A 21,763-nucleotide genomic window follows, 5' to 3' on the forward strand; every position below is an offset into this window, starting at 1 on the left:
CATCGAAGTATCTCCGGTCTGTTGGGCGCCGGCGGTGCGGGCCGACGGGAAGAGAGCGGGCAGCGCCAGCGACGAGGCGGCACCGAGGAACGAGCGTCTTGTCGGCATGATCAGACACTCTCGCGATCGTTAACTTTGCGAGCCGCTGTCTGTCCGCCCGGGAGGTGGCCGAACATGTGCGGCTTGACCTGGTTGATCCACGAGATTGCAGCCGTCTCGTTGCTCCACAGGGTCTTGGCAAAGGGGACGATCTGTTCGCCGAGCAGAATCCCAAGAAGGCCGACAAGGGCAATGACCGGGGGCGCTGGCGAACGGACATTGAGGAGGCTGTAGACGATTCCGACCAGAAGTCCGGCGCCGAGTGACATGAGGTAAAGTTTCATGCGGGTGATCCTCACCTGTTGAGGCTGCCGCCCTTACCGGTTCGACCCGGTCAGAGCGGCTGCCTACTGCATCACTTGACCGGGTTCGGGCCGATCCGCTTGCCGTGGGTGACGCGTTCGCCGGCCTTGTGGACCATGGTGTAGGCATAGTCGATGCCCATGCCATAGGCACCGGAGTGCTCCTTCACCAGCGAAGTGACGGCGTCGTAGGTTTCCTTGCGAGCCCAATCGCGCTGCCATTCGAGCAGTACCTGCTGCCAGGTGACCGGAATGACGCCAACCTGGACCATGCGGTCCATCGCATATTTGTGGGCGTCGGCCGAGGTGCCGCCCGACGCGTCGGCGACCATGTAGATTTCGTAGTCCGGAACATCATGGAGGGCTGAAAGCGCGAAGGTGGTGTTGCAGACCTCGGTCCAGAGCCCCGAGACGATGATCTTCTTGCGACCGTTGGCGGCGTTCTTCGCCAGGGCATCACGGACGTTCTGATCATCCCAGGAGTTCATCGAAGTGCGCTCAAGGATGTCGTTTTCCGGGAACACGGCGAGCAGTTCAGGATAGGTGTGGCCGGAGAAGGACTCGGTTTCGACAGTGGTGATCGTCGTCGGGATGTTGAAGATCTTGGCAGCCCTTCCGAGGCCGACGACGTTGTTCTTCAGAGCCTGGCGATCGATCGACTGCACGCCGAAAGCCATCTGCGGCTGCTGGTCGATAAAGATAAGCTGGCTGTTTTGCGGGGTCAGAACTTCGAGCTTGGACATCTGGAATACTCCGTTTGGTGTCGCCGGCGTGCGACGGTTGAAATGAGAAGGGTTTCGGAGACGAGCCGGCTGGCGCGAGTAGCCGGCTCAAGGTTGTCGGTTGGTTAAGTCGTGCGTATCAGATTCGACGGGTTCTAAGCGGCAAGCGGAACCAGACCGGCCTCGATCTTGTTGCGGAAAGGCTCGTAACGGTTCGGAAGCTTCAACGCCTCGCCGAGATGGGCGGTGTCCTCGTCACGGTCGAAGCCGGGCTCGTTGGTTGCAATCTCGAACAAGATACCACCGGGTGTCCGGAAATAGATCGCCCAGAAATAGTCCCGGTCGATAACGGGGGTTACCTGGTAGCCGGTATCCATCAGGGCCTTGCGCACTTCGAGTTGCTTTTCCCGATTTTCGACCGCAAAAGCGATATGGTGGACCGAACCCGCCCCCTGACGGGCGAATGGCGTCTTCGGCAAGGCCGCCAGTTCAATGGTGTCTGCACCGTTGCCACCAGGAAGGATCAATCGCGTGACGTCTCCTTCCACTCCGGCAATCTCATAGCCCATAAAGCGCAGCAATTCCTCGGTCGCAGCAGTGTCGTGCAGATTGAAACGGGCGCCGGTAAAGCCGCGAATGGCGTTGTCCTCCGAGATACCCTCACCAAGCCATGGCGCCCGCCCGTCGATAGCCGTTTCGACCAAAGCGAGGCCATCGCCATCAGGGCCTGTGAAGCGCAAGCGCTCTGCGTCGAAGACCGTTTCAGCCTGCATGCCACCGACACCTTGAGCAACCAGGCGCTCCTTCCAGAAACTAAGCGTTCCTTTCGGGATAGAGAACTGGGTTTCGCCGACTTCGCCGACACCGGGCCGTCCGGTCATTATATGGGGAAAGGGAAAGTAGGTCATGACCGTTCCGGGCGTGCCCAACTCATCACCGTAATAGAGGTGGTAGACACTGGGCTCGTCGAAGTTGACCGTCTTCTTCACCCGGCGCAGGCCGAGCGTGTTGGTGAAAAACCTGTTGTTCTTTTGCGCGTCCGACGCCATCGAAGTGACGTGATGCAGTCCCTTGATATCCTTGATCATGGCCAGTGCCCTTTCCGTTGACGTTGTCCGTCGATAGACAAGGTTATAGCCGGGTTGATTGGCGCAAAGAATTGCAATATTTATCTCGAATGAATTGCAGAAATTGAAACAATGCGATGAACGACTACAAAGCCCTGAAGACCTTCCTTATGGCGGCTGAGAAGCGCAACTTCGCGCAGGTTGCACGCGAGCTTGATATGACGCCGGCCGCAGTTACGCGGGCGATCGCCGCGCTCGAAGACGATCTCGGCGTGCAGCTGTTTGTGCGGACAACGCGCCAGGTTTCGCTGACGACGGACGGCGCCGTCTTTGCCGCGCAAATCCAGCCGTCCCTAGAGGCGCTGGAAAGCGCCAGACGCGACGTAAGAAACGCTCATAAGGCGGACCAGGGTCGCTTGCGAATAAGCGCTCCGACTTGGCTCGGTAAAACCGTTCTACCGTCGATCCTGTCCGGCTTCCGAGAACTCTATCCAAAAATGTCGTTTGAAATCTCGCTCTCGGACGGCTTGGTCAACATCGTCGATGATGACTACGATCTCGCGATCCGCATCTCATCCCAGCCATCGGACAAGTTTACGATATGGCGCAAGATCCGGGCCGTGCCGAGAATTTTGGTGGCGGCGCCGGGCACCCGGTTCACCGAGATGGACCACCCGAGCGAGTTGACGCCGGACGACTGCCTTGCATACAGCGGCGAAAGCAGGCGGGAGACCTGGCACCTTTCTGATGGCGGATCGAGCACGACCATCACGGCCGGGAGGGCGTTCAGCGCCAACAGCGGCGAGGTGCTTGCCGACATGGCCGCCGATGGAGCGGGCGTTGCCATGCTTCCGGGATTTCATATCGCGGAGCGAGTCCGCAGCGGTCGCCTCGTCCATGTCCTTCAAGGCTGGTCGCCCCCGGAACTTTGGCTGACCCTATACTATCCGCCTTATCAAGCGCTGCCGCCCCGCATAGCGACCTTCTCGAAATTCTTCGAAGAACAGTTGCCGGCTCACATGATCATGCTTGATTGACGAGCGAAATGGATCCGGAGCTACAACCCGATGCGGCTGTTAGCGCCTGGCGTTCAGTCATTCTGACGCAGGGTTCGCGCGCGTCAGCACCGGCGCTTCGCCCGCAGGATGGCGTCGAACAGCAGCGCCTCGCCGATGCTGTCACTGAAGCGCTAGCACACGCCTCGGCCCGTCGGCGCCGCCGCAATGGCTGAACCGCCCCGTCACGGCAAAGCCGCCACCCTCTCGGGTGACGGCTTTGGTCACTGGAGTTTTCAGAGACTACTTCGCAGCCTCTTCGATCACGTCTGCTACGGCTTGGGGCTGCGACACCATCACAACGTGGGATGCACCCTCGATTACGACAGTGTGCTTGGAGGCCGCCCGTTCGGCCATGAAGCCGAGTGCCTTCGCTGGGATGTTCTTGTCGCCGTCCCCATAGATGAAATAGGAGGGCAGCGTCTTCCAGGCGGGCGAACCTGACTTTTCCGTCAAGGCAGCTTCGGTGATCGGGCGCTGGCCGGCGGCCATCAGTGCCGCATCCTCGATTGAAACATCGTGGGCGAACTGGTCGTGAAACTTCGCCTGGTCGATGGAAAGATCGACGCCGCCACCTATCAGCTTTACCGGGGCGGCGAGCGCTTGGCCAAGCGTGCCCCCGGGGAACTTACCGGCGAGATCGGCAGCTGCTTCTCCAGCTTCCGGAGCGAAGGCTGCAACGTAGACCAGCGACTTGACGTTGTCCTTGCCGTTTGCCGCGGTCGAGATCACCTGGCCTCCGTAGGAATGCCCAACGAGGACGACGGATCCTTTGATGCTCGAGATGATGTCTGAAACATAGGCCGCATCGCCTGCGACACTGCGCAGTGGATTGGCAGCGGCAACGACCGTGAACCCGTTTTTCTGAAGGATCTTCGTCACACCATTCCAGCTCGACGCATCGGCGAAAGCGCCGTGAACGAGAACGACTGTGGGCTTTGCGGGCTGGGCAACAGCCCCGCCGGACAGGAGAGCGGCGATTAAGGCAACGGTCGCAGCGAGTTTAAACATGACGATATCCTTTGTGGCTTCGGTCCAATACAGGCTACGAGGGAGTTTTTATCGCGCCCGATTAGTTTGTGCACAATCTATATTGCCTCAAAAGAGACATGTCAACCGCGCTAATAGATCGCGCGCGACTAATTTTTTTTGCGCAACGAAGCCAGAGCGCTATTTTGCGTCGCAGATCGCCACTGCGAGGGTCCGGCCGCGCATTCTCATCCTTCAGCTGCTTCAGCTTTTCCAATCTCCGGCGGCAATATACCGGCGTATTTTTCTTCCAGCTGTAATGGGTCGCCTGACTGCCTCCGGCACGCGATGGAGCATCTGCCGCGGTAGGTTCAGTTTTTTATACGAATACGAATGAGGCGCGGATCGTGGCGCTTATCGAAATCACGACAAGGCTCATCCGGACTGATCCAACCGCGCCCACTTCTCGTAATCCAGGCTGACGAAAAACAACGGGAGCGAACGAACGAGCCATGTTCCGAACCGCAATAGCGATCGCAGCTGTGTGCGCAGCCGTACCGTCAGAGGCCGCTGCGGAGCAATACAGAGCAAACGAGATCAAGGGAGAGATCGTCGGCAGGCGCATCTTCCTTGAAGCTCCATTGGGTGGGGAATTCCCGCTAAACTATCGAAGAAGTGGCAGTGTCGACGGTGACGGCGAAGCTTTGGGCCTCGGCCGGTTCGTCAAACCCAAAGACACCGGCACTTGGTGGATACAGTCTGACCGTCTCTGCCAGCAGTTTCGCACCTGGTACGACGGTCGCCCGATGTGTTTTGAGCTCTACCGGGTCGAACAGAAAAAGCTGAAGTGGATCCGGAACGACGGAAAGACCGGTATCGCCCGAATAGGTCCCGAGCTTTGATGTGGCAGCGAAAGGAGGCCGCGAATTGAAGCTTATGCCGCGCAATCGATTTGACGGAGGAAATGCATGCGCATCTTCAGCGTTTTTCTTACGGTCCTCGCCATGAACCTTGCATTGGTTGCGCCAGCGGCCGCCGGGTCCTTTTCGCTTGAAAGCTTCTTTACAGGCAAGTCGAGCGCCGAGGGAAGCTTTCAAAGCATCACCGGGGTTAAAAGGACATTCGAAGTCCAGTTGGTCGGAAAATGGGACGGCCGCACCCTGACGCTCAGGGAAGATTTCAGGTTCGATGACGGCAGTCGAGATCGCAAGACGTGGCGGTTCATAAAGGATGGACCCGGCAGATACAGGGGTACGCGCGAGGACGTGATTGGAGAGACGCAGGTGCGGATTAAAGATAATGTCGCGCGCTTCAGCTATCTGGTCATCCTCGACTCAAAAAACCGCAAGAACAAAGTTCGCTTTCACGACACCATGACATTGAACAATGACGGTCGTGTCCTCAATACCGCCTATGTGACGAAATTCGGATTGCCGGTTGCCTGGACGCGTGTCGAATTCAGGAGACAGTGACTGATGTGGAAAGTGTCTAGCAGACGAGCATCCAGGTCACACCCTTCGACACTCATCCTCTATGCGCTTCCAGCGTTCCCATTGGCGGCGCTTGCGCTGCCGCTTTTCGTCATCGTTCCGACGTTTTACTCCGAAGTCATGGGACTACCGGTCGCGGCCGTCGGCGGTGCACTTTTTGCCATTCGTCTTCTTGATGCAGCGAGTGATCCTTTATTCGGCTGGCTTGCCGACCGGTGGAATGGCGTTGGCGGTCGCCGGCGTGGCTTTTTTCTTGCGTCAATTCCGCTAACCGCGGTCGCCGCGTTCATGCTTTTTTGGCCGCCTCAAACAATCGGGCTCGGCTATCTGCTTATATGGGGTGGGCTTTTGTCACTTGGCTTTACCTGGTCCTCTCTGCCCTACACTGCCTGGGGGGCAGAACTTTCAACCGACTATGCCGAGCGAACACGCGTTGCAGCTTTCCGCGAAGGCGCGACGCTTATCGGGACTTTATCGGCCATCAGCCTCCCCTTCGCTGTTGGGACGGCTGGGGCAAATAACGCCGATGGGCTAAAGGCGGTAGCCGTTCTTGTCGCGGTCTTGCTTCCGCTCACAGGGCTTATGGCTTTCGTTTTCGTCCCCGAACCCGTCAATCGGTCGACGCGGGAGTTTGGCCTGATGCAAAGCCTGGTTTTCATGTCGAAGAACCGGCCGTTCCTGCGTCTCATCGCCGCTTTTCTTTTGAATGGATTTGCAAACGCAATCCCAGCTACTTTGTTTCTTTACTTTGTCTCAGGGCGTCTGGGAGCTGCGGAATGGCGCGGCCCGTTTCTCCTACTCTATTTCGCATGCGCAGTTCTTGGCGTACCGCTCGCAGTAAAGGCCGCAAGGCGCTGGAGCAAGCACAAGGCCTGGAGCGGCGCTATGCTGGTGACGTGCTCGATCTTTGCGGTATCAGGATTTCTCGGCGACGGAGACCTGGTCGCCTTTGGTGCGATATGCGTGTGCACCGGTCTTCTGCTCGCCTTCGACCTTGTTTTGCCTCCATCCATGCAGGCAGACGTAATCGACAACGACACAGCAGTCTCAGGCTCTCAGCGTTCCGGCATGTATTTCGCGGCGTGGGCACTTGCCACGAAGCTCTCTCTGGCGACAGCAGTCGGGGTGACGTTTCCCATGCTCAGTCTGATTGGCTTCGACCCGGCTCAAGATCGTTCGTCGCCCGACGCTCTCAAGGGTCTTTCGTTGCTTTACGCCTGGGTACCAATCGTCCCGAAGCTCGCAGCAATCGGGCTCATGTGGGGCTTTCCGATCGATCGTGTGGCCCAACGAGAGCTTATTGGCCGGACTTGACGGTATTGCGCTCGTCTACGGCTGCCAGGTTGATGACACGTTTTCCCCATCGCCCACTGAGGTAGGTTTCCATGACTATCGGTCGCGATTTAATCAACAATCACGCCTTGCACGAGACGGATCGTCGAAAGGTGGCGTGGGTTACCGGCGCAAGCTCCGGCATCGGGAAATCGCTTGCACTCCGTTTGGCACTTGACGGCTGGACCGTCGCCATAAGCGCGCGCAACTCGGTGGAGCTCGATACTCTCGCACAATCGCTGGAGAACAAGATCCATTCTTTTCCCCTCGATGTGACCGACCGCGAAGCGGCAGAAGACACCGTACGCGACATTGAAATGCGCCTGGGTCCGATTTCCCTTGCGGTCTTCGGCGCAGGAACGTACCGGCGCGATAGCCTGTCGACCTTCGACGCCGCGTCGATCGGAGAGATGGTCGGGCTCAACATCATGGGAACCGTGAACTGTTTGCAGGCGATCATGCCAGCAATGACGACGCGCCGGTCGGGACGGATTGCAGTCATGGCATCTGTGGCAGGCTACACCGGTCTTCCTGGTGCCGCGGGCTACGGCGCGACCAAAGCCGCCTTGATCAACATGTGCGAGGCCCTTTATCCCGAACTTGAACGGCAAGGCGTTCAGATGACAATTATCAATCCAGGATTTGTCGATACGCCTTTGACACGTCAGAATGACTTTCCAATGCCGTTCCTGATCTCTTCGGAAAGTGCGGCGGAATACATCATGCGCGGGCTTGAGCGGGGGACGTTCGAGATCGCATTCCCGTGGAGGATGAAAGTGGTCTTGAAGCTATTGAAGGCGCTTCCTCCGGGCCTGAGGTTCGCCTTGACGCGCCGCATGTTGCGTGAGGAGCAGACCTGACCTCCGTCACGTTGGTTCGAGCCGGAACTGGTAGACATCGATGGTCCCGTTTCGAAACCCGGCGGCGCAGTAGTGAAGGTAGTAGCGCCACAAGCGCTTGAACCGTTCGTCGAATGCAGCGGATTCAATCTTGTGCCAACTTTTGAGGAAAGCACCTTCCCACAAAAGCAGGGTTTTCTCGTAGTCACGGCCGAAAGAAAATGCATCCCGCACCCGTAGGCCGGAAGTGACAGCCTCCTGCCTGAAGACTGCCGCAGAAGGCAGCATGCCACCGGGAAACACATAGGTTTGAATGAAATCGGCGTTTCGCCGATACCGCTCATACCGCCTCTCGTCGATCGTGATGACCTGGATCAGCGCTTGTCCGTCAGGAGCGAGGTTCGTGCGCAGCTTCGCAAAGTAAACCGGCCAATTCTCCTCTCCCACGGCTTCGAACATCTCTATTGAGACGATCTTGGTGAAACGTCCTTCACAATCCCTATAGTCTTGCAGCCGCACCTCGGCCAACGGAGACAATCCCTTGTTTGCCAGCCGAGCTCTCGCAAAGTCGGCCTGCTCCTTCGACAAAGTCAGCCCGGTAATGCGACACCCCGTGCGCGAGGCCGCGTACTCCATAAACCCGCCCCAGCCGCAACCGATCTCAAGAACATGATCTTGCGGACCGATTCGAAGCTCACTTAGGATCCTGTCGTACTTGGCTTGTTGGGCTTCACCGAGTGACTGCCCTTGCCGCTCAAAGATGGCGGCAGAGTACGTCATCGTCTCATCGAGCCATGCGCGGTAGAAATCGTTCCCGAGGTCGTAATGGAACGCGATATTTCGGCGGCTCCCGGCACGGGAGTTTCGTCTGAACAGATGCCGGAGGTAAGCGAGGCGGCTTATTAGCGGCCGAGAGGCGAGAGCTGGCTTGAGGGTCTCTTCGTTGGCAAGCGCCAAATCCATAAGCGTTCCCAGGTCTGGCGTCTCCCAGTCGCCATCAAGATAGGATCGAGCAAACCCGAGGCTGCCGCTTGTGAGCATACGCCAGACCGCTCTTGAGTTCGTAAAGACGATCGCTGCAGTCGGACCGGGGACGTCGCCTTTGACCAAATGGACTGCCCCACAGGGGAACTCCGCGCGCAACTGCCCGCGTTTGATACGGGCAAGCCAACCGCATACTATTCTTTGCCACAGCGGGCGGCCCGACGATATTGAAAATGCCGCACCCTGATCAAGCTCGCTCATGCCAAGGTGTCTTTCTGTTCGAAACGGGAGACAATCGTTGTGGCGACCCGCAGGTCCGCCGGTCGATGACGATGCACGGGCATGCCCTTTAGCCAGATCTTGAGCGCCTCCCAATGGATCGCACCCATTACTTTTACTGTCATCATGGGGTGTTTCAGGAAGGTTAGAAAAAGCCTCTTATCCGAGATCTCTTCCCTTTCTCCGGAAAATACAGCCGTGAGAAGTCGCCCGTCACAATCGTTTTCGGTTATGCCGACGAACACGGTTTCCCCCGGCGGCCTGAGGTTGAACTCATAGCGGCAATCCATGGGTACAAACGGAGAAACGTAAAGTTCTTTGACGCACGACTGCCGGATCGCTCCGCCCTCGTCGTCGCTCACCGGAATGACATAGGTATGGCGTTCGTGGAATGTGTTGCAGACCTCATAGAGAACGGCCCGGACTTGGCCATCGCTTGCCTCACAGTAAAAGACCGTCAAAGGGTTGAAAACGTAGCCGAGTATGCGGGGATAACATAGCACACGGATACGCAGCTGCTTCACGTCCACCCCGGCCTCGGAAAGTTGCCGTTCGACCCAACTGCGTAGCGCGCCTACTTCACCATCCCCGTGATCGCTGTCGCGAAAACTGAACAGAGCAAAGCGATTATGGCCGAACAGGCGCAACTTGCTGTCCAGCCAAGCCAACTCGTCCAGATCGAGGAGCAGCGAAAAGACCCTGTAGGAAAGCTTATGCCGGCGGGGTCTAAACCGAACGTGGCACACTTGCCCGCTGTAAAGAGCCGACCTCGACATCATTGAGCCGCCGCGTAACCGATCTCGCAGGGGAGCCTGCCAGAATCGTCGCGGACCGTCCATGGACGCCGCTCGCCGGAGATGTCCTCGGCAACCGCAAGCCCGGACTGCAGTCCGTCTTCGTGAAATCCGCTGCCGAAGTAGGCCCCGCAAAACCAGACACCGCCGCGTCCTTGGAGATCCCAAAGCTCCTTTTGAGACGCCAACGCTCGCTGATCAAACAGAGGATGGTCATAATCGAATGTCGCGATTATCCGCTCAGTGGCTATCTTTTGATGCGGGTTCAGCGTCACAAAAAGCGGCGCCGCCGGATCGATCCCTTGCAATCGGTTCATCCAGTAGGTCACACAAAGCTGGCGCTCACCGCAATCATCCGACGCGCCAATGTAGTTCCAGCTCGACCACACGTTTCGCCGCCTGGGCATCAATGAGGTATCTGAGTGCAGAACCGCCTTATTGCTTGTGTAGCTGATCGCGGACAACAGCTCTCTTTCACGTGCGTCAGGCTCGGCAAGCATCGCCAGCGCTAGATCGGCGTGAGTCGCGATGACCACATCCGTGAAAGTGTCACGATTGCCATCACGATCTGTTATGACCACCGTCCCCACCTCGCGGCGGATCTCCCGGACTGCCCTGCTTGTCCGAAGCTCGCCGCAATAGTCCGACATCAGCCTGCTGACATATTCTCGGCTTCCGCCGGTTACGGTTCGCCAACGAGGTCTGTCCGTCAATGCAAGCAAACCATGACTGTCGCAGAATCGAATGAAGGCATGCAGCGGATAATCACGCATGCGTTTGGTCGTTGTGGACCAGATCGCAGCGCCCATGGGAAGGAGATGATCGGTAACAAAGGCATTGCTGTAGCCATTCTCGTCGAGATACTCCCCCAGCGTCTTGCTAGCGAGATTTAGCCGATTAAGAGCTTTGGGAGCTTCTCGATAGAAGCGCAAAATGTCTGACAATATTCTCCAGAAGCGCGGACGAAGTGCGTTTAACGGTTGACCGAACAAGCCTGTCAATCCAGAGCCCGAGTATTCGAATGCCCCGCCATCCAATGAAGCGGAGAACGACATATTGGAAGCTTGGGTCGGGACGTCAAGGTGGTCAAACAGCGCTACAAGGTTGGGATAGTTGCGATCGTTGTACACGATGAACCCGGTATCGACCGGAACCGGTCCAACAGCCGTCGGCGCGAGGACGGTGTTGGCATGACCGCCAGGTTTGTCGCCGGCTTCGTAAAGAACGACCTCTAAGCTTTTACCGAGTAGCCAAGCCGCGGACATTCCCGAGATACCGGCGCCAATCACAGCGACACGCCGTTGCCCGAATTCACCCCTCATACCCCGATCAAACCGCATGTTATCCCCTCAATCTGACGAACAATTACGAACGCACTACGAAAAAATCTCCCGATCGGATTGATCACCTTGAAAAATTTTGGACAACAATGATCCAAGAAGCAGAAGGCATCGTAATCGGTGCCATGGAGACAATTCTTGCGATTTCCGCTACCGCTGTTCCAGATATCCCATTTGTTCGATCTGGGCATGAGCCGCTGATCGACCTTGGGAGGCAGAAGAAGCGTGGACGCATGGTAGAGCCGGGCGGGGAACTGACTAAAGATGAAGCCTGCTCTCTGCTCGAGGCAGTCGGTCGCAAGCGAGATATTGAATCTTTCGAGGCGCTGTTTCGCTATTACGCTCCGCGCGTAAAGGCCTATATGGCGCGCCTTACGCGTGATCCAAACATCGCCGAGGAATTGATGCAGGAAGTGATGATCACCGTTTGGAACAAGGCAGGCCAGTTCGAAGCGACACGCGGTAACGCAGGTACGTGGATCTTCACGATTGCCCGCAACCTTCGTATTGACGCCTACCGCAAGAACCGGAGGCCGGATTTCGACGTCAATGACCCCGCATTTGTGGCAGACGATGCCAAAAGCGCGGAGAACGAGCTGGCGGAACGCCAGGATGCGACCCGGTTAAAGGACGCCATGAAGGACTTGCCTCAGGAACAAATCCAATTGCTGACGCTGTCGTTCTTCGACGATTGCTCTCACAGTGCGATTGCCACCAAGCTGAACCTGCCGCTCGGAACGGTGAAGTCGAGAATCCGACTTGCCTTTGCGAGGCTTCGGGCTGCGCTGGAGGACGGAAAATGAATATCCGTCATCATGTGAGCGACGAATTGCTGGTGGGATATGCATCCGGCACGCTTGAAGAGGGTTGGCGGCTTGCTGTTGCAACGCATCTTGCGTTGTGCCCCAACTGCCGGACAAGACTGACTTTGATGGAGAATACGGCCGGAGAGTTGCTCGAGAGCATGGAGCCAGTGCCAATAGAAATCTCGTCTTTCGATCGGTTGAAAGAGCGCCTACGAACCGCGGAATCTCACCCAAGCGTCTCGCCGAAGCAACCTGCGAGAGTAATGCAAGTCGTTTCGCCGCCAACCATCCCGGAACCGTTGCGATCCTATCTTGGAGGAGATCTGGCGGAGCTGAAATGGAAGTCTCTGGGACGTGGCGCCTATCACATTCCGATCAAGCTGGCCGATCGGTCGACAACGGCCCGTCTGCTTCGCATACCGGCCGGAAAACCCGTGCCGGAACACAGCCATGGAGGGCGCGAATTGACGCTAGTGCTCAGCGGAAGCTTCAATGACGGAGAACTCTTGTTCGCCCGCGGAGATATAGAGGAGGCAGACCCGAGCGTTGAACACCAGCCCTTGGCAACGCCTGAGCAAGATTGTATCTGTCTGGCGGTAACCGACGCGCCGCTCAGGTTCCGGAGCTGGTTTATGCGTTTGCTTCAACCTGTCCTTCGGATCTGATCGGAGGCGACGGATGACCTACGCGATATCCTACGTGGCGACAGCGATCGTCTTTCTCGGCTTGGACTTTTTGTGGCTGACCGGGTCGTCGAAATTCTATCGCAGCCGAATTGGAGAGCTTCTGCTCGAGCATCCAAATCTCATTGCCGCCGCTGCATTTTACGTCATTTATGTAACCGGTGTTTCATATTTTGCCGTCATACCTGCGCTCAGCTCCGGACGTTGGACGACAGCACTGGTATCGGGAGCTCTGCTCGGCCTTGTCGCTTTCGGCACCTACGACATGACAAATCTGGCAACGATCAAGGGGTGGTCGTTGGAGGTAAGCTTGGTGGACATGGTGTGGGGTGTCTTCATCACCACGGCGTCCGCTCTCGCCGGATATTTTTCCGTTTCGGCCGTACAAAAGCTGATTTGACCCCAACTCGGAGATTGAAGCGGCCAGGGGCCGCTCAATTCGTGTGACGCGAAGAAAGAAAGCTTTGAAGACGTTCGGAACTCGGATTGCTCAGAACGTCGCGTGGATCGCCCTGTTCCTCGATCACACCTTGGCTGAGAAAGATGACATGATTGCCAACGTCGCGGGCAAATGCCATTTCGTGGGTGACGACGATCATGGTCCTTCCCTCCTCGGCCAATCCCCGCATGACCCGAAGCACTTCGCCGACAAGCTCCGGATCAAGCGCCGAGGTCGGCTCGTCGAAAAGCATGATCTCCGGTTCCATCGCGAGCGCCCGGGCGATCGCAACTCGCTGCTGTTCTCCGCCCGAGAGAAATGCCGGAAAGGCATCGCGGCGGTGCGACACGCCAACCTTTGCCAAGTATGCGTCGGCTCGTTCAGCGGCCTCAGCGCGGCTTATCCCCTGTACGCGCATCGGCCCCAGCATCACGTTCTCCCTCGCCGTCATGTGGCCCCACAGGTTAAATTGCTGAAAGACCATTGATAACTGCGAGCGCATCGAAGCGAGCTTCTTGGGGTCATGTACCGTCAGGTCTCCGCTCGACGCCTTTCTCAGGTCAAGTTTTTCTCCCTGAAACCGATAGCTGCCCTCACACGGGAGCTCCAGGAAATTGAGGCATCGCAAGAACGTGCTTTTTCCGGAGCCGGACGCGCCGATCATGGAAATCACATCTCCGCGCCTCGCGCTGAGCGAGATGCCTTTGAGCACCTCAACGGAGCCGAACCTCTTTCGGATGTTGGTCACTTCGAGCATCGCTGTCATAGTCTGTCTCCGCGCCTTGGCGCTCATGGGCTTAAAAGTGGACCGTTGCGGAACACATCGTTGCCGGCGATCTTGCCAAGGCGTTTACCGCGCTCGGCGATGCGGCTGTCAGCGCGTGCGTAGAACACACCTGATGTCTGCGCCTTCACGGCCGTCACCGTTCCTGAAAGCGGGTCGATGATCTCAGCTATCACATCACCAGCCCTTACATGATGGCCAAGGTCGAGTGCGTAGCTCACGACCCCCGCAGACGGTGAAATGACAGCTTCTGAACCTGCGAGCGGGGTGGGCTCGCACAGCTTGGCCGGCGCCTGCGCGGCCGAACCCTTGACGACCCCTAGATCGCGTAGGAACTCGACGATCGCCTCGGCGTCGCTCCAGGCGCGTCGCCGATCCACATCGCTACGACCGCGCAACTCAACGGTGGTCGAAGCGCAGCCAAGCGGGATGTTTTCGTCGGGCAGCGCTCTTGCCAGGTCCAACCATGGGCGCACGAGGGCCTCGTCGAACGGATTGAGTCCTGAGATCTCAGCAAGCAGCACCGCTCGGGCGTGAAGACGCGTCGCAAGCGACGAGAATATCCGTGCGAAATGCGGTTGCGTGTAGAGATGAACTTCAGCCTCTCCATCACAATGAAGATCCAGCACATAATCGGCATCAATCGCAAGTTTCATGAGGCATTTTCGAACGTTGTCCGAGGGGGTGACGACGTGCCATTCCTCAACCAGGGCCATCAACTCGGCGCGGATGACGGCCGTGTTAGCGCTAGCGTCTGTGCCCAAGCGGTTGGAAAGCCGGGCGGACAGCTTGGGTCCGAAATCCGGATAATGCCGGTTGAAGTTCCGTCCGTCATAAAGATCGAAACGGCCTTCCTGCTGACCAAGGGAAAACTGAGACAGCCCGACCGGATTGGCAACCGGAACGACCCGAACGCAGCCGAAGATCGCGTCGGCCGCCTCAAGCTCCGCCAACGTCTCGCAAAGCGCATGCGCGACGATGATGCCGGGAGCCTCGTCGGCATGGAGACCACCTTGAATATAGACGAGTGGCGTGTCTGCGTGCCGCCCGAATTCGACACATTTCAAGCTATGCCGCGTGCCGGGTCCCTGACCTTCGATATCAAAGATTGTCTCTTTCATCACGCAACTTTCGGGTTGAGATGCTCGGCTGGCTTCTCTCTGGCGTTCGGAGCGTTCGAGCGGGAGAGATGCCGCAAAAAGTGCGTCTCGAGCCAGCGGAAAAAAGTGGTGAGACCGATGGTCAGACACAGATAAATTGCGGCGGCGACGCCGAAGGATTCCGCCAGCACGAGATAATTGGTGTAGACGTCGCGCGCGACCCGCATCACCTCGACAATCGTCACCGTGCTCGCAAGGGCGGTGGCATGCATCATCATTACCACCTCGTTGCCGTATTGCGGCAGTGCGCGACGCCAGGCCGATGGCCAGATCACGTACCTGAGAACCGCCGCGCGGCTCAAGCCGATCGAACGTGCCGCTTCGATTTCGCCTGGCGCCGTGGTTCGGATCGCGCCGGCGAATATCTCGGTCGTATAGGCGACAGTGTTGATCGTCAGCGCAAGCCACGCGCAAAACCACGGAGAGCGGAATAGCGGCCATATCGCGCTGCTGCGCACGAATTCGAACTGAGCAATTCCGTAGTAAATGACAAACAGCTGAACAAGAAGCGGCGTGCCGCGGATGCCGTAGGTGAACAGCCATACCGCGCGAGAAAAATGGGGCGACCGCATCGAGCGCACGAGCGCCAGTGGCACCGAGACCGCAAAACCGCTGACGACGACGGTTGCCAACAGGATCAAAGTGTTTACCAGACCGCCCGCAAATGCCGGCAGGTTATCGGCAACGATTTCCCAGTCGATCATGCAGCACCTCCGCTGCGAACGCCGCGTGAAGAAAGCTTCTCAAGCGCTCCGAAGAGGAGAACCGAAAATGTGGTGACCGCGAGATAGATGAGGCCGATAAGCGCGTAGAAGGTAAATGGCTCCCGCGTCGCCGCAGACGCAAGCCCGGCCCGGTGGACCATATCGTCGAGCCCGATGATCGAAACCAGCGCTGTCGCTTTCAACATGACCAGCCACGTATTCGTCAGGCCGGGCACGGCATGCCGTATCATCTGCGGCAGCAGAATGTAGAAGGCCACCTGCCAGCGGGAAAGACCATATGCAAAGCCAGCCTCGATTTGCCCCGCCGGCACGCTCAGGATCGCTCCCCTGAACGTCTCGGTCAGGTAAGCTCCGAATACAAAGCCGATTGTGCTAACGCCGGCTATGTAGGGATCGACATCGAGATAACCCCACCCATAGGTTTCGGAGATGGAATTGAGCAGGATCTGGCCGCCGTAGAAGACGACGAGCATAACAAGCAAATCCGGCAAAGCGCGCACCGTCGTCGTGTACGCGGCAGCCGACAATCTTGCCGCTTTCCCGCCGTAGACCTTTGCAGACGCGCCAATCAGGCCGATAACACAGGCGATCGCCAGTGAGACCGACGCCACGCTGAGGGTCACACGTAGCCCCCCCAGAATCATCGGTAGATAACCTTGGAACATGGAACAGCACCCCTTGCGACCGGCGCCGCCCAGGCGCCGATCGCGGGAAAAGAACTACTTCTTTGCCGATTGCGGCGTGACGTCGAAGTCGAAGTATTTGCCCGACAGTTGGTTGTAAGTACCGTCGCTCATGATGGAAGACAGAGCGGCATTTACTTCCTCGCGCAGAGCGCCATCTGACTTACGCACGGCGATGCCGACGCCGCCGTCGGCGTCCTCGCCCAAGAAGAGGGTGTCGCCGACTTGCTCAAAGTCCTTTCCTTCGGGCTTCTTCAGAAAAGATTCGGCCGAAACGACCGACGATCCGAAGGCGATGTCCCCGCGGCCCGACGCCAGTTCCAGGTAGACGGCCGGCTCCTTGTCCACCGCCAAAACGGTGCTGTCAGGGTAGTTTTTCGCAACATACTCGGCCCGCGGAGAGTTGCGCAGGACGATGATCGTCTTGCCCTTTAGTTCTTCCGGCGACCAGCTCTTGTAGTCACCCTTGCGCGCCACCCATCGCGACGGGACGTCGTAGTAGGGGTTGGAAAAGTCGACGACCTTCTTGCGCTTTTCGTTGATCGTCATCGAAGCCACGATGATATCGAACTTCTTGGCATTAAGCGCCGGGATCATCCCGTCCCATTCTTGCTGCACCATCGCGCAGTTCTTCTTCATCTTCGCACAGATCGCATTTGCGATGTCGATATCGAAGCCGGAAAGCGTTCCATCGGGAGCAACTACTGAGAAGGGCGGATAGTTTCCTTCCACCCCTATGCGAAGATCCTCCGCAAACGCAGTACCGGCGAGCATCGTTGTGGCAACGATTGACGCGAGAAATTTCATTCGCATGCGATTTCCTCCCAAAATCAGCTAAGCTGACTTCTCAATGGCAGGATATTTTCATAGAGTCAACAAATGAAAGAAAATTTTCAGACATCCCTCACCTGGAACGCAGAAGCCGATCGACGCTTCGCCACCTCTGCTTTAGGTCTCGAACTCAGCAGGCTGCTGCGGGACGGATCGGCTTCGCAGCGGGCACTGTCCGGTTTTGTGCTCCGGGACCCGATGTTCGTGGCAACGCATGGCATCGAGGAACTTGCTTCTGCAACGGGAACTTCGGCTTCAAGCGTCAGCCGTTTTGTTCGAGACCTCGGATTGGCGGGCTTTTCGGAGTTTCGATCGTCCATCGCCGCTATGGTGAGCGAATTGATAGCGCCTGTCGCCAAGCTCGATGCCTCGATAAGAGACCTCGATAAACGCAGCCAGGGTGTCGAACTCAGCATCGAGGTGACGGGCTCCAACATCGACGCGCTCAAGAGCCCGCAGACCGCCGAATACATACGCGTTGCTTGCGGTGACATAAGAGCGGCTCGAAGGGTATTCGTGATAGGCTTTGGCCTTTCTGCGCACCTCGCGGCAATGCTGGTCCTTTCGTTGCAACCTTATCGAGACGAAGTTGTGAATGTTGCTCAATACGGAGGAACGGAGTCGGCTGCCGCGCGTGCGATGTCGATTGGAGAAGGCGACGTACTGGTTGCAATATCTCTTCCCAGGTATTCCAGGGATGTTGTCGAGATCGTCAGATTTGCGCGTGACAAAAAGGCGAAAATTGTCGCCATAACGGATTCTCCAGCCGCTCCGCTGGCTCAATTCGCCGACCGATTGCTTCTCGCGCCATCCAGACACCCGGTTCTTTCGGCCACAAACGTCCCGGCCATGGCAATCATCGAAGCCCTGGCGTCCGACTTCATGCTGGCGGATCCTGACAATGTCAGGCGAGCAGAGCAGCTTGCAAAGGCTATTTCGTCATACCTGACCGAAGGCGATTGACGAGCCCACCATCCCTTAAGGCCACGAAGGATCGAAGGGTAGCCATCGGTGCTCTCGCTCACAGGTCAACTTGCCGAGGATCCACTCACGCGTCGTTGTCCTATCAAATACGCCCTCTCTCCCGTCGCGTCCGCTGGACAGGGCATATCCGTCGCCTAAGGAAACTTTTGGCGATGCCAAGCGTGAGTCCTCTATAGGGGCCGAACTCCCTCTGCTGCGCCGAAAAACCTTCGCGGCCACGCTATGCGATAATCCAACGAGCCGTTCCCCTCGTAAACGCTCTTGGGTTTTCAAACGGTGTTCCCCCATGAAATGCTGTCGCAGACTGATCTTTATTTTTGGCGACCAAGAGCTTTCGGCAAACCGAAGACTTCAACACCCCTACGCCACCTGACGGCGCATGACGCAGGACCGGAGAAATGAGTATCGGCAAAGCGCCAGCGCTTTCCTGCAACGTCTGGACGAGGGTCTTGGTGTTTAGAGGAGGATTGAAAGATGCCGCTTACGTCACTTGCTAAAGGATACCGCGCCGTTGTTTTGGGAGCCAGCGGCGGCATCGGATCCGCAATCGCCGGCGAACTCCGGTCCGATCCCAATTGCCTGCAGCTTGTAGCGCTCTCGCGTAGGGACAATTCCTTCGATATCACAGACGAAGAGAGTGTCGCAGCAGTAGCAGCGGAGACTGTAGATGGGCTGCATCTTGTTTTTTGTGCGACCGGCGGACTTGTTGTCGACGGCGTGGGTCCTGAAAAATCACTCAAGCAAGTCGACCCAGATGTGATGATGCGGCAATTCGCGCTGAACGCGATTGGACCGGCACTCGTTCTCAAACACTTCGCGCCGAAGCTCGTCCGCAGCGACCGCGGCATAGTCGCCTTCCTGTCTGCCCGGGTCGGGTCGATCGGAGACAATCGCCTGGGGGGCTGGATTTCCTACCGAGCGTCGAAGGCTGCGCTCAACCAGATCGTCCGCACAGCTTCCGTAGAACTGAGCCGCACCCATCCGCGCGCGGTGGTCGTCGCACTCCACCCAGGAACGGTCGCGACAAAAATGACGGCAGACTACTCCACTCACCACCGCCGGTTGGATCCCAGTGAGAGCGCATGTGCAATGCTCCGGGTTATTGATCGGTTGACGCCGGAAAACACCGGAGGGTTCTTCGACTATGGAGGCCTGCCCGTTGAGTGGTGAGCATTGTTAGGGGGCACAGCACTTAGATCTTTGGTCCACGGCGAAAACGTCCGGTATTTCAAGCATTGCCATCGTTTGACGGTGAACGGCGCAGGGACCGATGTTGCCAGTTTGCCGCCGACCTAGCCGGCGGCAAACGCATGTGGTCAACCACGACCCGTTCTTATGTTTTACTACGCTTTCGGAAGCAGCACTTTGTCGATCACATGAATGACACCGTTTGACTGCTTGACGTCGGCGATCGTTACAGTGGCAATGCCACCCGTTTCGTCAGTGAGTGTGATCTTGTCGCCATCCATCTTTGCCGAAAGCGTGCAACCGCCCACGGTCTTGACTGAATGGTTCCCTCCGTCATCGGCAATCATCTTGCCGACTGCATCGGAAAGCGCATTGGCAGCCACGACATGACAAGTCAGCACTTTGGCGAGCTTTTCTTTGTTCTCGGGTTTCAGGAGTGTGTCGACAGTGCCGGCAGGCAAGGCATCGAAAGCTGCGTTCGTCGGCGCAAACACGGTGAACGGGCCATCACCGGACAGCGTATCCACGAGACCGGCGGCTTTCACTGCTGCAACGAGTGTCGTGTGGTCCTTCGAATTTGCTGCGTTTTCCACGATGTTTTTGCTTTCGGACATGGCCGCTCCACCGACCATGGGGTTGTCGGCATTAGCAGCGAAGGCTACGAGAGCGAAAATAGACGCGATCGCGGCGGTACGTCTTAGGGACCGTTTCATTCGTGCATTCCTCCTTGCTGGCCCGCACCATGCGGGCGTTCCCAACCGATGTTCGCCAGACGTTGTCCAGCACCATCAATACGCCGTCTTTACCAAACTGGATCACCGTCGCGTCCGATATGACCGACGCTGCGGGAAACCGACCCAATGTTGGACCGCTGCTTCAGTGAATGCGTGAGAACGGGATTGGGCTCGCCGGGCCGCGTAAGATCCCAACTTCAATTCGCTGATCCAATCAGCAAGGTCATACGTAAAGCAAGAAAAGTCAGCCGTCGGCTCGCGCTTCGACGGCAACCGCTCGCCAGCGCCGCCAGCGGATCTGGCAGTCCTCACCGAATGAGACAGGTCTGGTCAGCGTTGGCCACCGCATTAGGGGGTAGAAGAATGTTGCAACGAACTTCCACTGACAAAAGAAGATGGGTCCGTGCGCTGGCATTTGCGATTGTACCGGTCGCCGCGACATCCATGCTAGGACAATTGGCGACCTATCCAAACCTCGAACGCTGGTATTCAGCGCTGGAAAAGCCGAGTTTTAATCCTGCGAACTGGGTGTTTGCTCCGGTCTGGACAACGCTTTACATCCTCATGGCTTACGCTGCCTGGCGGCTCTTGATCCTCCCTGCCAGGACGCCGGGCAGGCTGACGGCACTGGCGCTATTTTACGTTCAGCTCGCCCTCAATGCGTTGTGGTCCTGGATGTTCTTCGCCATGCAAAGTCCGGTCGCCGGCCTGGTGAACATCATCGTGCAAATCGGGTTTATCCTCGCAACGATCGCGCAGGCCTGGCGCCTCGACAAGAAAGCGGCACTTTGCCTCTTGCCGCTGGCAGCGTGGGTCTCCTTTGCGGCCGTACTGAATTTCGCAATCTTGTTCCTCAATTGATGGCGTTGGCGCGAAGGCAATAGGTGTTCTCGCTTTGACGCATGCAACGCTCTGGACAGCTCAAATGTGCTCGGCCGCTAGCTCCATGAAGACATCTTTGGCTAAGATCGGGCGAGCCCGCGTCGCCCTTGCGTTGCCTCGTCATCGTGAACAGCTAGGCGCTCTGGACGGCGAGCAATTCGATCTTCTTTTCGAGACCTACGCGCTTGCCGCGATGAGGGTCGACGAACTTTTGAGGAAACAGTCTCCTGAGCAAGACCTTAGACGGTATCGCGAAATATGCCTGGACATCCAGGAAGACATCACCTTGCTGCTTGGACGTCTGCAAAGGCAATTCGAATGAATTTGGGGTGCCTTAGCCGTTATTCTTGCCGGTTCCCTGTAGCCAGCCGGCAAGCTCCCGGCGCACGACGTGTTCGAGCACGGCCATGCCTTCGGCGCTGTCGTTCAGACAGGGGATGTGGGTGAACTTCTCGCCGCCATTGTGATGGAAGCTTTCGGCCGCCTGCTCGGCAATCTCTTCCAACGTTTCCAGACAGTCGGAGACGAAGCCCGGGTTGAGGACGGCAATGCGCTTGACACCGTCCTGCGCAAGTTTTTCGACCGTCTTGTC

Annotated in this window: 26 protein-coding genes; 12 read left to right on the top strand and 14 right to left on the bottom strand. The window is 57.6% G+C overall.

Annotated features, from left to right (window positions below; all coding sequences use genetic code 11):
• Positions 1–110: 110 nt before the first annotated feature.
• From ASD63_RS23610 to ASD63_RS23620, 3 genes are all read right to left on the bottom strand, one after another.
• On the bottom strand, positions 111–383 hold the full coding sequence (locus ASD63_RS23610) for a XapX domain-containing protein (RefSeq protein WP_060520944.1): 273 nt from the start codon (positions 381–383) through the stop codon (positions 111–113).
• Positions 384–454: 71 nt separating this feature from the next.
• Positions 455–1,144, bottom strand: a complete 690-nt coding sequence (locus ASD63_RS23615; protein ID WP_060520945.1) for a hydrolase — start codon at positions 1,142–1,144, stop codon at positions 455–457.
• A gap of 134 nt (positions 1,145–1,278) precedes the next feature.
• Positions 1,279–2,211 carry a VOC family protein gene (locus ASD63_RS23620; RefSeq protein WP_060529896.1) on the bottom strand — a complete coding sequence of 311 codons (933 nt, stop codon included), beginning with the start codon at positions 2,209–2,211 and terminating at the stop codon, positions 1,279–1,281.
• Positions 2,212–2,327: 116 nt separating this feature from the next.
• Between ASD63_RS23620 and ASD63_RS23625 the strand changes: the two genes are divergently transcribed.
• Entirely contained in the window at positions 2,328–3,227 is a 900-nt protein-coding gene (locus tag ASD63_RS23625; RefSeq protein ID WP_034802228.1) for a LysR family transcriptional regulator, read from the top strand.
• 261 nt (positions 3,228–3,488) lie between these two features.
• Here ASD63_RS23625 and ASD63_RS23630 read toward each other — a convergent pair whose 3' ends face one another.
• Positions 3,489–4,256 (bottom strand): alpha/beta hydrolase, encoded by a 768-nt coding sequence (locus tag ASD63_RS23630; RefSeq protein WP_034802225.1) that lies wholly within the window; start codon positions 4,254–4,256, stop codon positions 3,489–3,491.
• A 470-nt stretch (positions 4,257–4,726) separates the two neighbouring features.
• Here ASD63_RS23630 and ASD63_RS23635 point away from each other — a divergent pair, with 470 nt between their 5' ends.
• The 4 genes from ASD63_RS23635 (at position 4,727) to ASD63_RS23650 (ending at position 7,896) form a co-directional block, all read left to right on the top strand.
• Complete coding sequence (locus tag ASD63_RS23635; protein ID WP_034802223.1) at positions 4,727–5,116, top strand: hypothetical protein; 390 nt, start codon at positions 4,727–4,729, stop codon at positions 5,114–5,116.
• A gap of 66 nt (positions 5,117–5,182) precedes the next feature.
• On the top strand, positions 5,183–5,686 hold the full coding sequence (locus tag ASD63_RS23640; protein ID WP_060529897.1) for a DUF3833 family protein: 504 nt from the start codon (positions 5,183–5,185) through the stop codon (positions 5,684–5,686).
• 3 nt (positions 5,687–5,689) lie between these two features.
• Positions 5,690–7,018, top strand: a complete 1,329-nt coding sequence (locus tag ASD63_RS23645) for an MFS transporter (RefSeq protein WP_060529898.1) — start codon at positions 5,690–5,692, stop codon at positions 7,016–7,018.
• 71 nt (positions 7,019–7,089) lie between these two features.
• On the top strand, positions 7,090–7,896 hold the full coding sequence (locus tag ASD63_RS23650) for an SDR family NAD(P)-dependent oxidoreductase (RefSeq protein ID WP_060529899.1): 807 nt from the start codon (positions 7,090–7,092) through the stop codon (positions 7,894–7,896).
• A 6-nt stretch (positions 7,897–7,902) separates the two neighbouring features.
• Here ASD63_RS23650 and ASD63_RS23655 read toward each other — a convergent pair whose 3' ends face one another.
• From ASD63_RS23655 to ASD63_RS23665, 3 genes are read right to left on the bottom strand one after another with little or no spacing between them, the layout of a single operon-like run.
• Complete coding sequence (locus ASD63_RS23655; protein ID WP_060529900.1) at positions 7,903–9,120, bottom strand: cyclopropane-fatty-acyl-phospholipid synthase family protein; 1,218 nt, start codon at positions 9,118–9,120, stop codon at positions 7,903–7,905.
• Positions 9,117–9,977 carry a DUF1365 family protein gene (locus ASD63_RS23660; protein ID WP_348272618.1) on the bottom strand — a complete coding sequence of 287 codons (861 nt, stop codon included), beginning with the start codon at positions 9,975–9,977 and terminating at the stop codon, positions 9,117–9,119. Before ASD63_RS23660 ends, ASD63_RS23655 begins: the two co-directional genes overlap by 4 nt.
• Entirely contained in the window at positions 9,914–11,272 is a 1,359-nt protein-coding gene (locus ASD63_RS23665) for an FAD-dependent oxidoreductase (protein ID WP_060529902.1), read from the bottom strand. Before ASD63_RS23665 ends, ASD63_RS23660 begins: the two co-directional genes overlap by 64 nt.
• Before the next feature lie 89 nt (positions 11,273–11,361).
• Between ASD63_RS23665 and ASD63_RS23670 the strand changes: the two genes are divergently transcribed.
• The 3 genes from ASD63_RS23670 to ASD63_RS23680 are packed head-to-tail and all read left to right on the top strand — an operon-like array spanning position 11,362 to position 13,161.
• Positions 11,362–12,075, top strand: coding sequence for a sigma-70 family RNA polymerase sigma factor (locus tag ASD63_RS23670; RefSeq protein ID WP_309139286.1), 714 nt, complete (start codon positions 11,362–11,364; stop codon positions 12,073–12,075).
• Positions 12,072–12,743 (top strand): ChrR family anti-sigma-E factor, encoded by a 672-nt coding sequence (locus ASD63_RS23675; RefSeq protein WP_034802209.1) that lies wholly within the window; start codon positions 12,072–12,074, stop codon positions 12,741–12,743. Before ASD63_RS23670 ends, ASD63_RS23675 begins: the two co-directional genes overlap by 4 nt.
• Before the next feature lie 13 nt (positions 12,744–12,756).
• Positions 12,757–13,161, top strand: a complete 405-nt coding sequence (locus tag ASD63_RS23680) for a DUF2177 family protein (RefSeq protein WP_034802206.1) — start codon at positions 12,757–12,759, stop codon at positions 13,159–13,161.
• A gap of 34 nt (positions 13,162–13,195) precedes the next feature.
• Here ASD63_RS23680 and ASD63_RS23685 read toward each other — a convergent pair whose 3' ends face one another.
• Genes ASD63_RS23685 through ASD63_RS23705 form a run of 5 tightly spaced genes read right to left on the bottom strand, consistent with a single transcriptional unit; the run spans position 13,196 to position 17,365 of the window.
• On the bottom strand, positions 13,196–13,957 hold the full coding sequence (locus ASD63_RS23685; protein WP_034802244.1) for an ATP-binding cassette domain-containing protein: 762 nt from the start codon (positions 13,955–13,957) through the stop codon (positions 13,196–13,198).
• 32 nt (positions 13,958–13,989) lie between these two features.
• Positions 13,990–15,105, bottom strand: coding sequence for a M14 family metallopeptidase (locus ASD63_RS23690; protein ID WP_060529903.1), 1,116 nt, complete (start codon positions 15,103–15,105; stop codon positions 13,990–13,992).
• The gene (locus tag ASD63_RS23695) at positions 15,105–15,848 is read right to left on the bottom strand and encodes an ABC transporter permease (RefSeq protein ID WP_034802203.1); all 744 of its coding nucleotides are present in this window, start codon (positions 15,846–15,848) and stop codon (positions 15,105–15,107) included. The genes ASD63_RS23690 and ASD63_RS23695 overlap by 1 nt, the downstream gene beginning before the upstream one ends.
• Complete coding sequence (locus tag ASD63_RS23700; protein WP_034802202.1) at positions 15,845–16,534, bottom strand: ABC transporter permease subunit; 690 nt, start codon at positions 16,532–16,534, stop codon at positions 15,845–15,847. Before ASD63_RS23700 ends, ASD63_RS23695 begins: the two co-directional genes overlap by 4 nt.
• A 54-nt stretch (positions 16,535–16,588) precedes the next feature.
• The gene (locus ASD63_RS23705; protein WP_082572973.1) at positions 16,589–17,365 is read right to left on the bottom strand and encodes a transporter substrate-binding domain-containing protein; all 777 of its coding nucleotides are present in this window, start codon (positions 17,363–17,365) and stop codon (positions 16,589–16,591) included.
• 66 nt (positions 17,366–17,431) lie between these two features.
• Between ASD63_RS23705 and ASD63_RS23710 the strand changes: the two genes are divergently transcribed.
• Both ASD63_RS23710 and ASD63_RS23715 read left to right on the top strand, forming a co-directional pair.
• Positions 17,432–18,346, top strand: a complete 915-nt coding sequence (locus ASD63_RS23710; protein WP_034802198.1) for a MurR/RpiR family transcriptional regulator — start codon at positions 17,432–17,434, stop codon at positions 18,344–18,346.
• 495 nt (positions 18,347–18,841) lie between these two features.
• Positions 18,842–19,537 carry an SDR family oxidoreductase gene (locus ASD63_RS23715; protein ID WP_060529905.1) on the top strand — a complete coding sequence of 232 codons (696 nt, stop codon included), beginning with the start codon at positions 18,842–18,844 and terminating at the stop codon, positions 19,535–19,537.
• Between the two features lie 173 nt (positions 19,538–19,710).
• Here the strand turns inward: ASD63_RS23715 and ASD63_RS23720 are convergent, their stop codons facing one another.
• Positions 19,711–20,268, bottom strand: coding sequence for a fasciclin domain-containing protein (locus tag ASD63_RS23720; protein WP_034802194.1), 558 nt, complete (start codon positions 20,266–20,268; stop codon positions 19,711–19,713).
• 384 nt (positions 20,269–20,652) lie between these two features.
• Between ASD63_RS23720 and ASD63_RS23725 the strand changes: the two genes are divergently transcribed.
• Both ASD63_RS23725 and ASD63_RS23730 read left to right on the top strand, forming a co-directional pair.
• The gene (locus ASD63_RS23725) at positions 20,653–21,150 is read left to right on the top strand and encodes a TspO/MBR family protein (protein ID WP_060529907.1); all 498 of its coding nucleotides are present in this window, start codon (positions 20,653–20,655) and stop codon (positions 21,148–21,150) included.
• A 97-nt stretch (positions 21,151–21,247) separates the two neighbouring features.
• Positions 21,248–21,493, top strand: a complete 246-nt coding sequence (locus ASD63_RS23730) for a hypothetical protein (protein ID WP_210174259.1) — start codon at positions 21,248–21,250, stop codon at positions 21,491–21,493.
• Positions 21,494–21,505: 12 nt separating this feature from the next.
• Here ASD63_RS23730 and ASD63_RS23735 read toward each other — a convergent pair.
• A partial coding sequence (locus tag ASD63_RS23735; RefSeq protein WP_200953533.1) for a ferrochelatase occupies positions 21,506–21,763 on the bottom strand: 258 nt, incomplete at its 5' end.

Origin of the sequence: Ensifer sp. Root558, from assembly GCF_001427045.1 — a bacterium.
GTDB classification, from domain to species: Bacteria; Pseudomonadota; Alphaproteobacteria; order Rhizobiales; family Rhizobiaceae; genus Ensifer; species Ensifer adhaerens.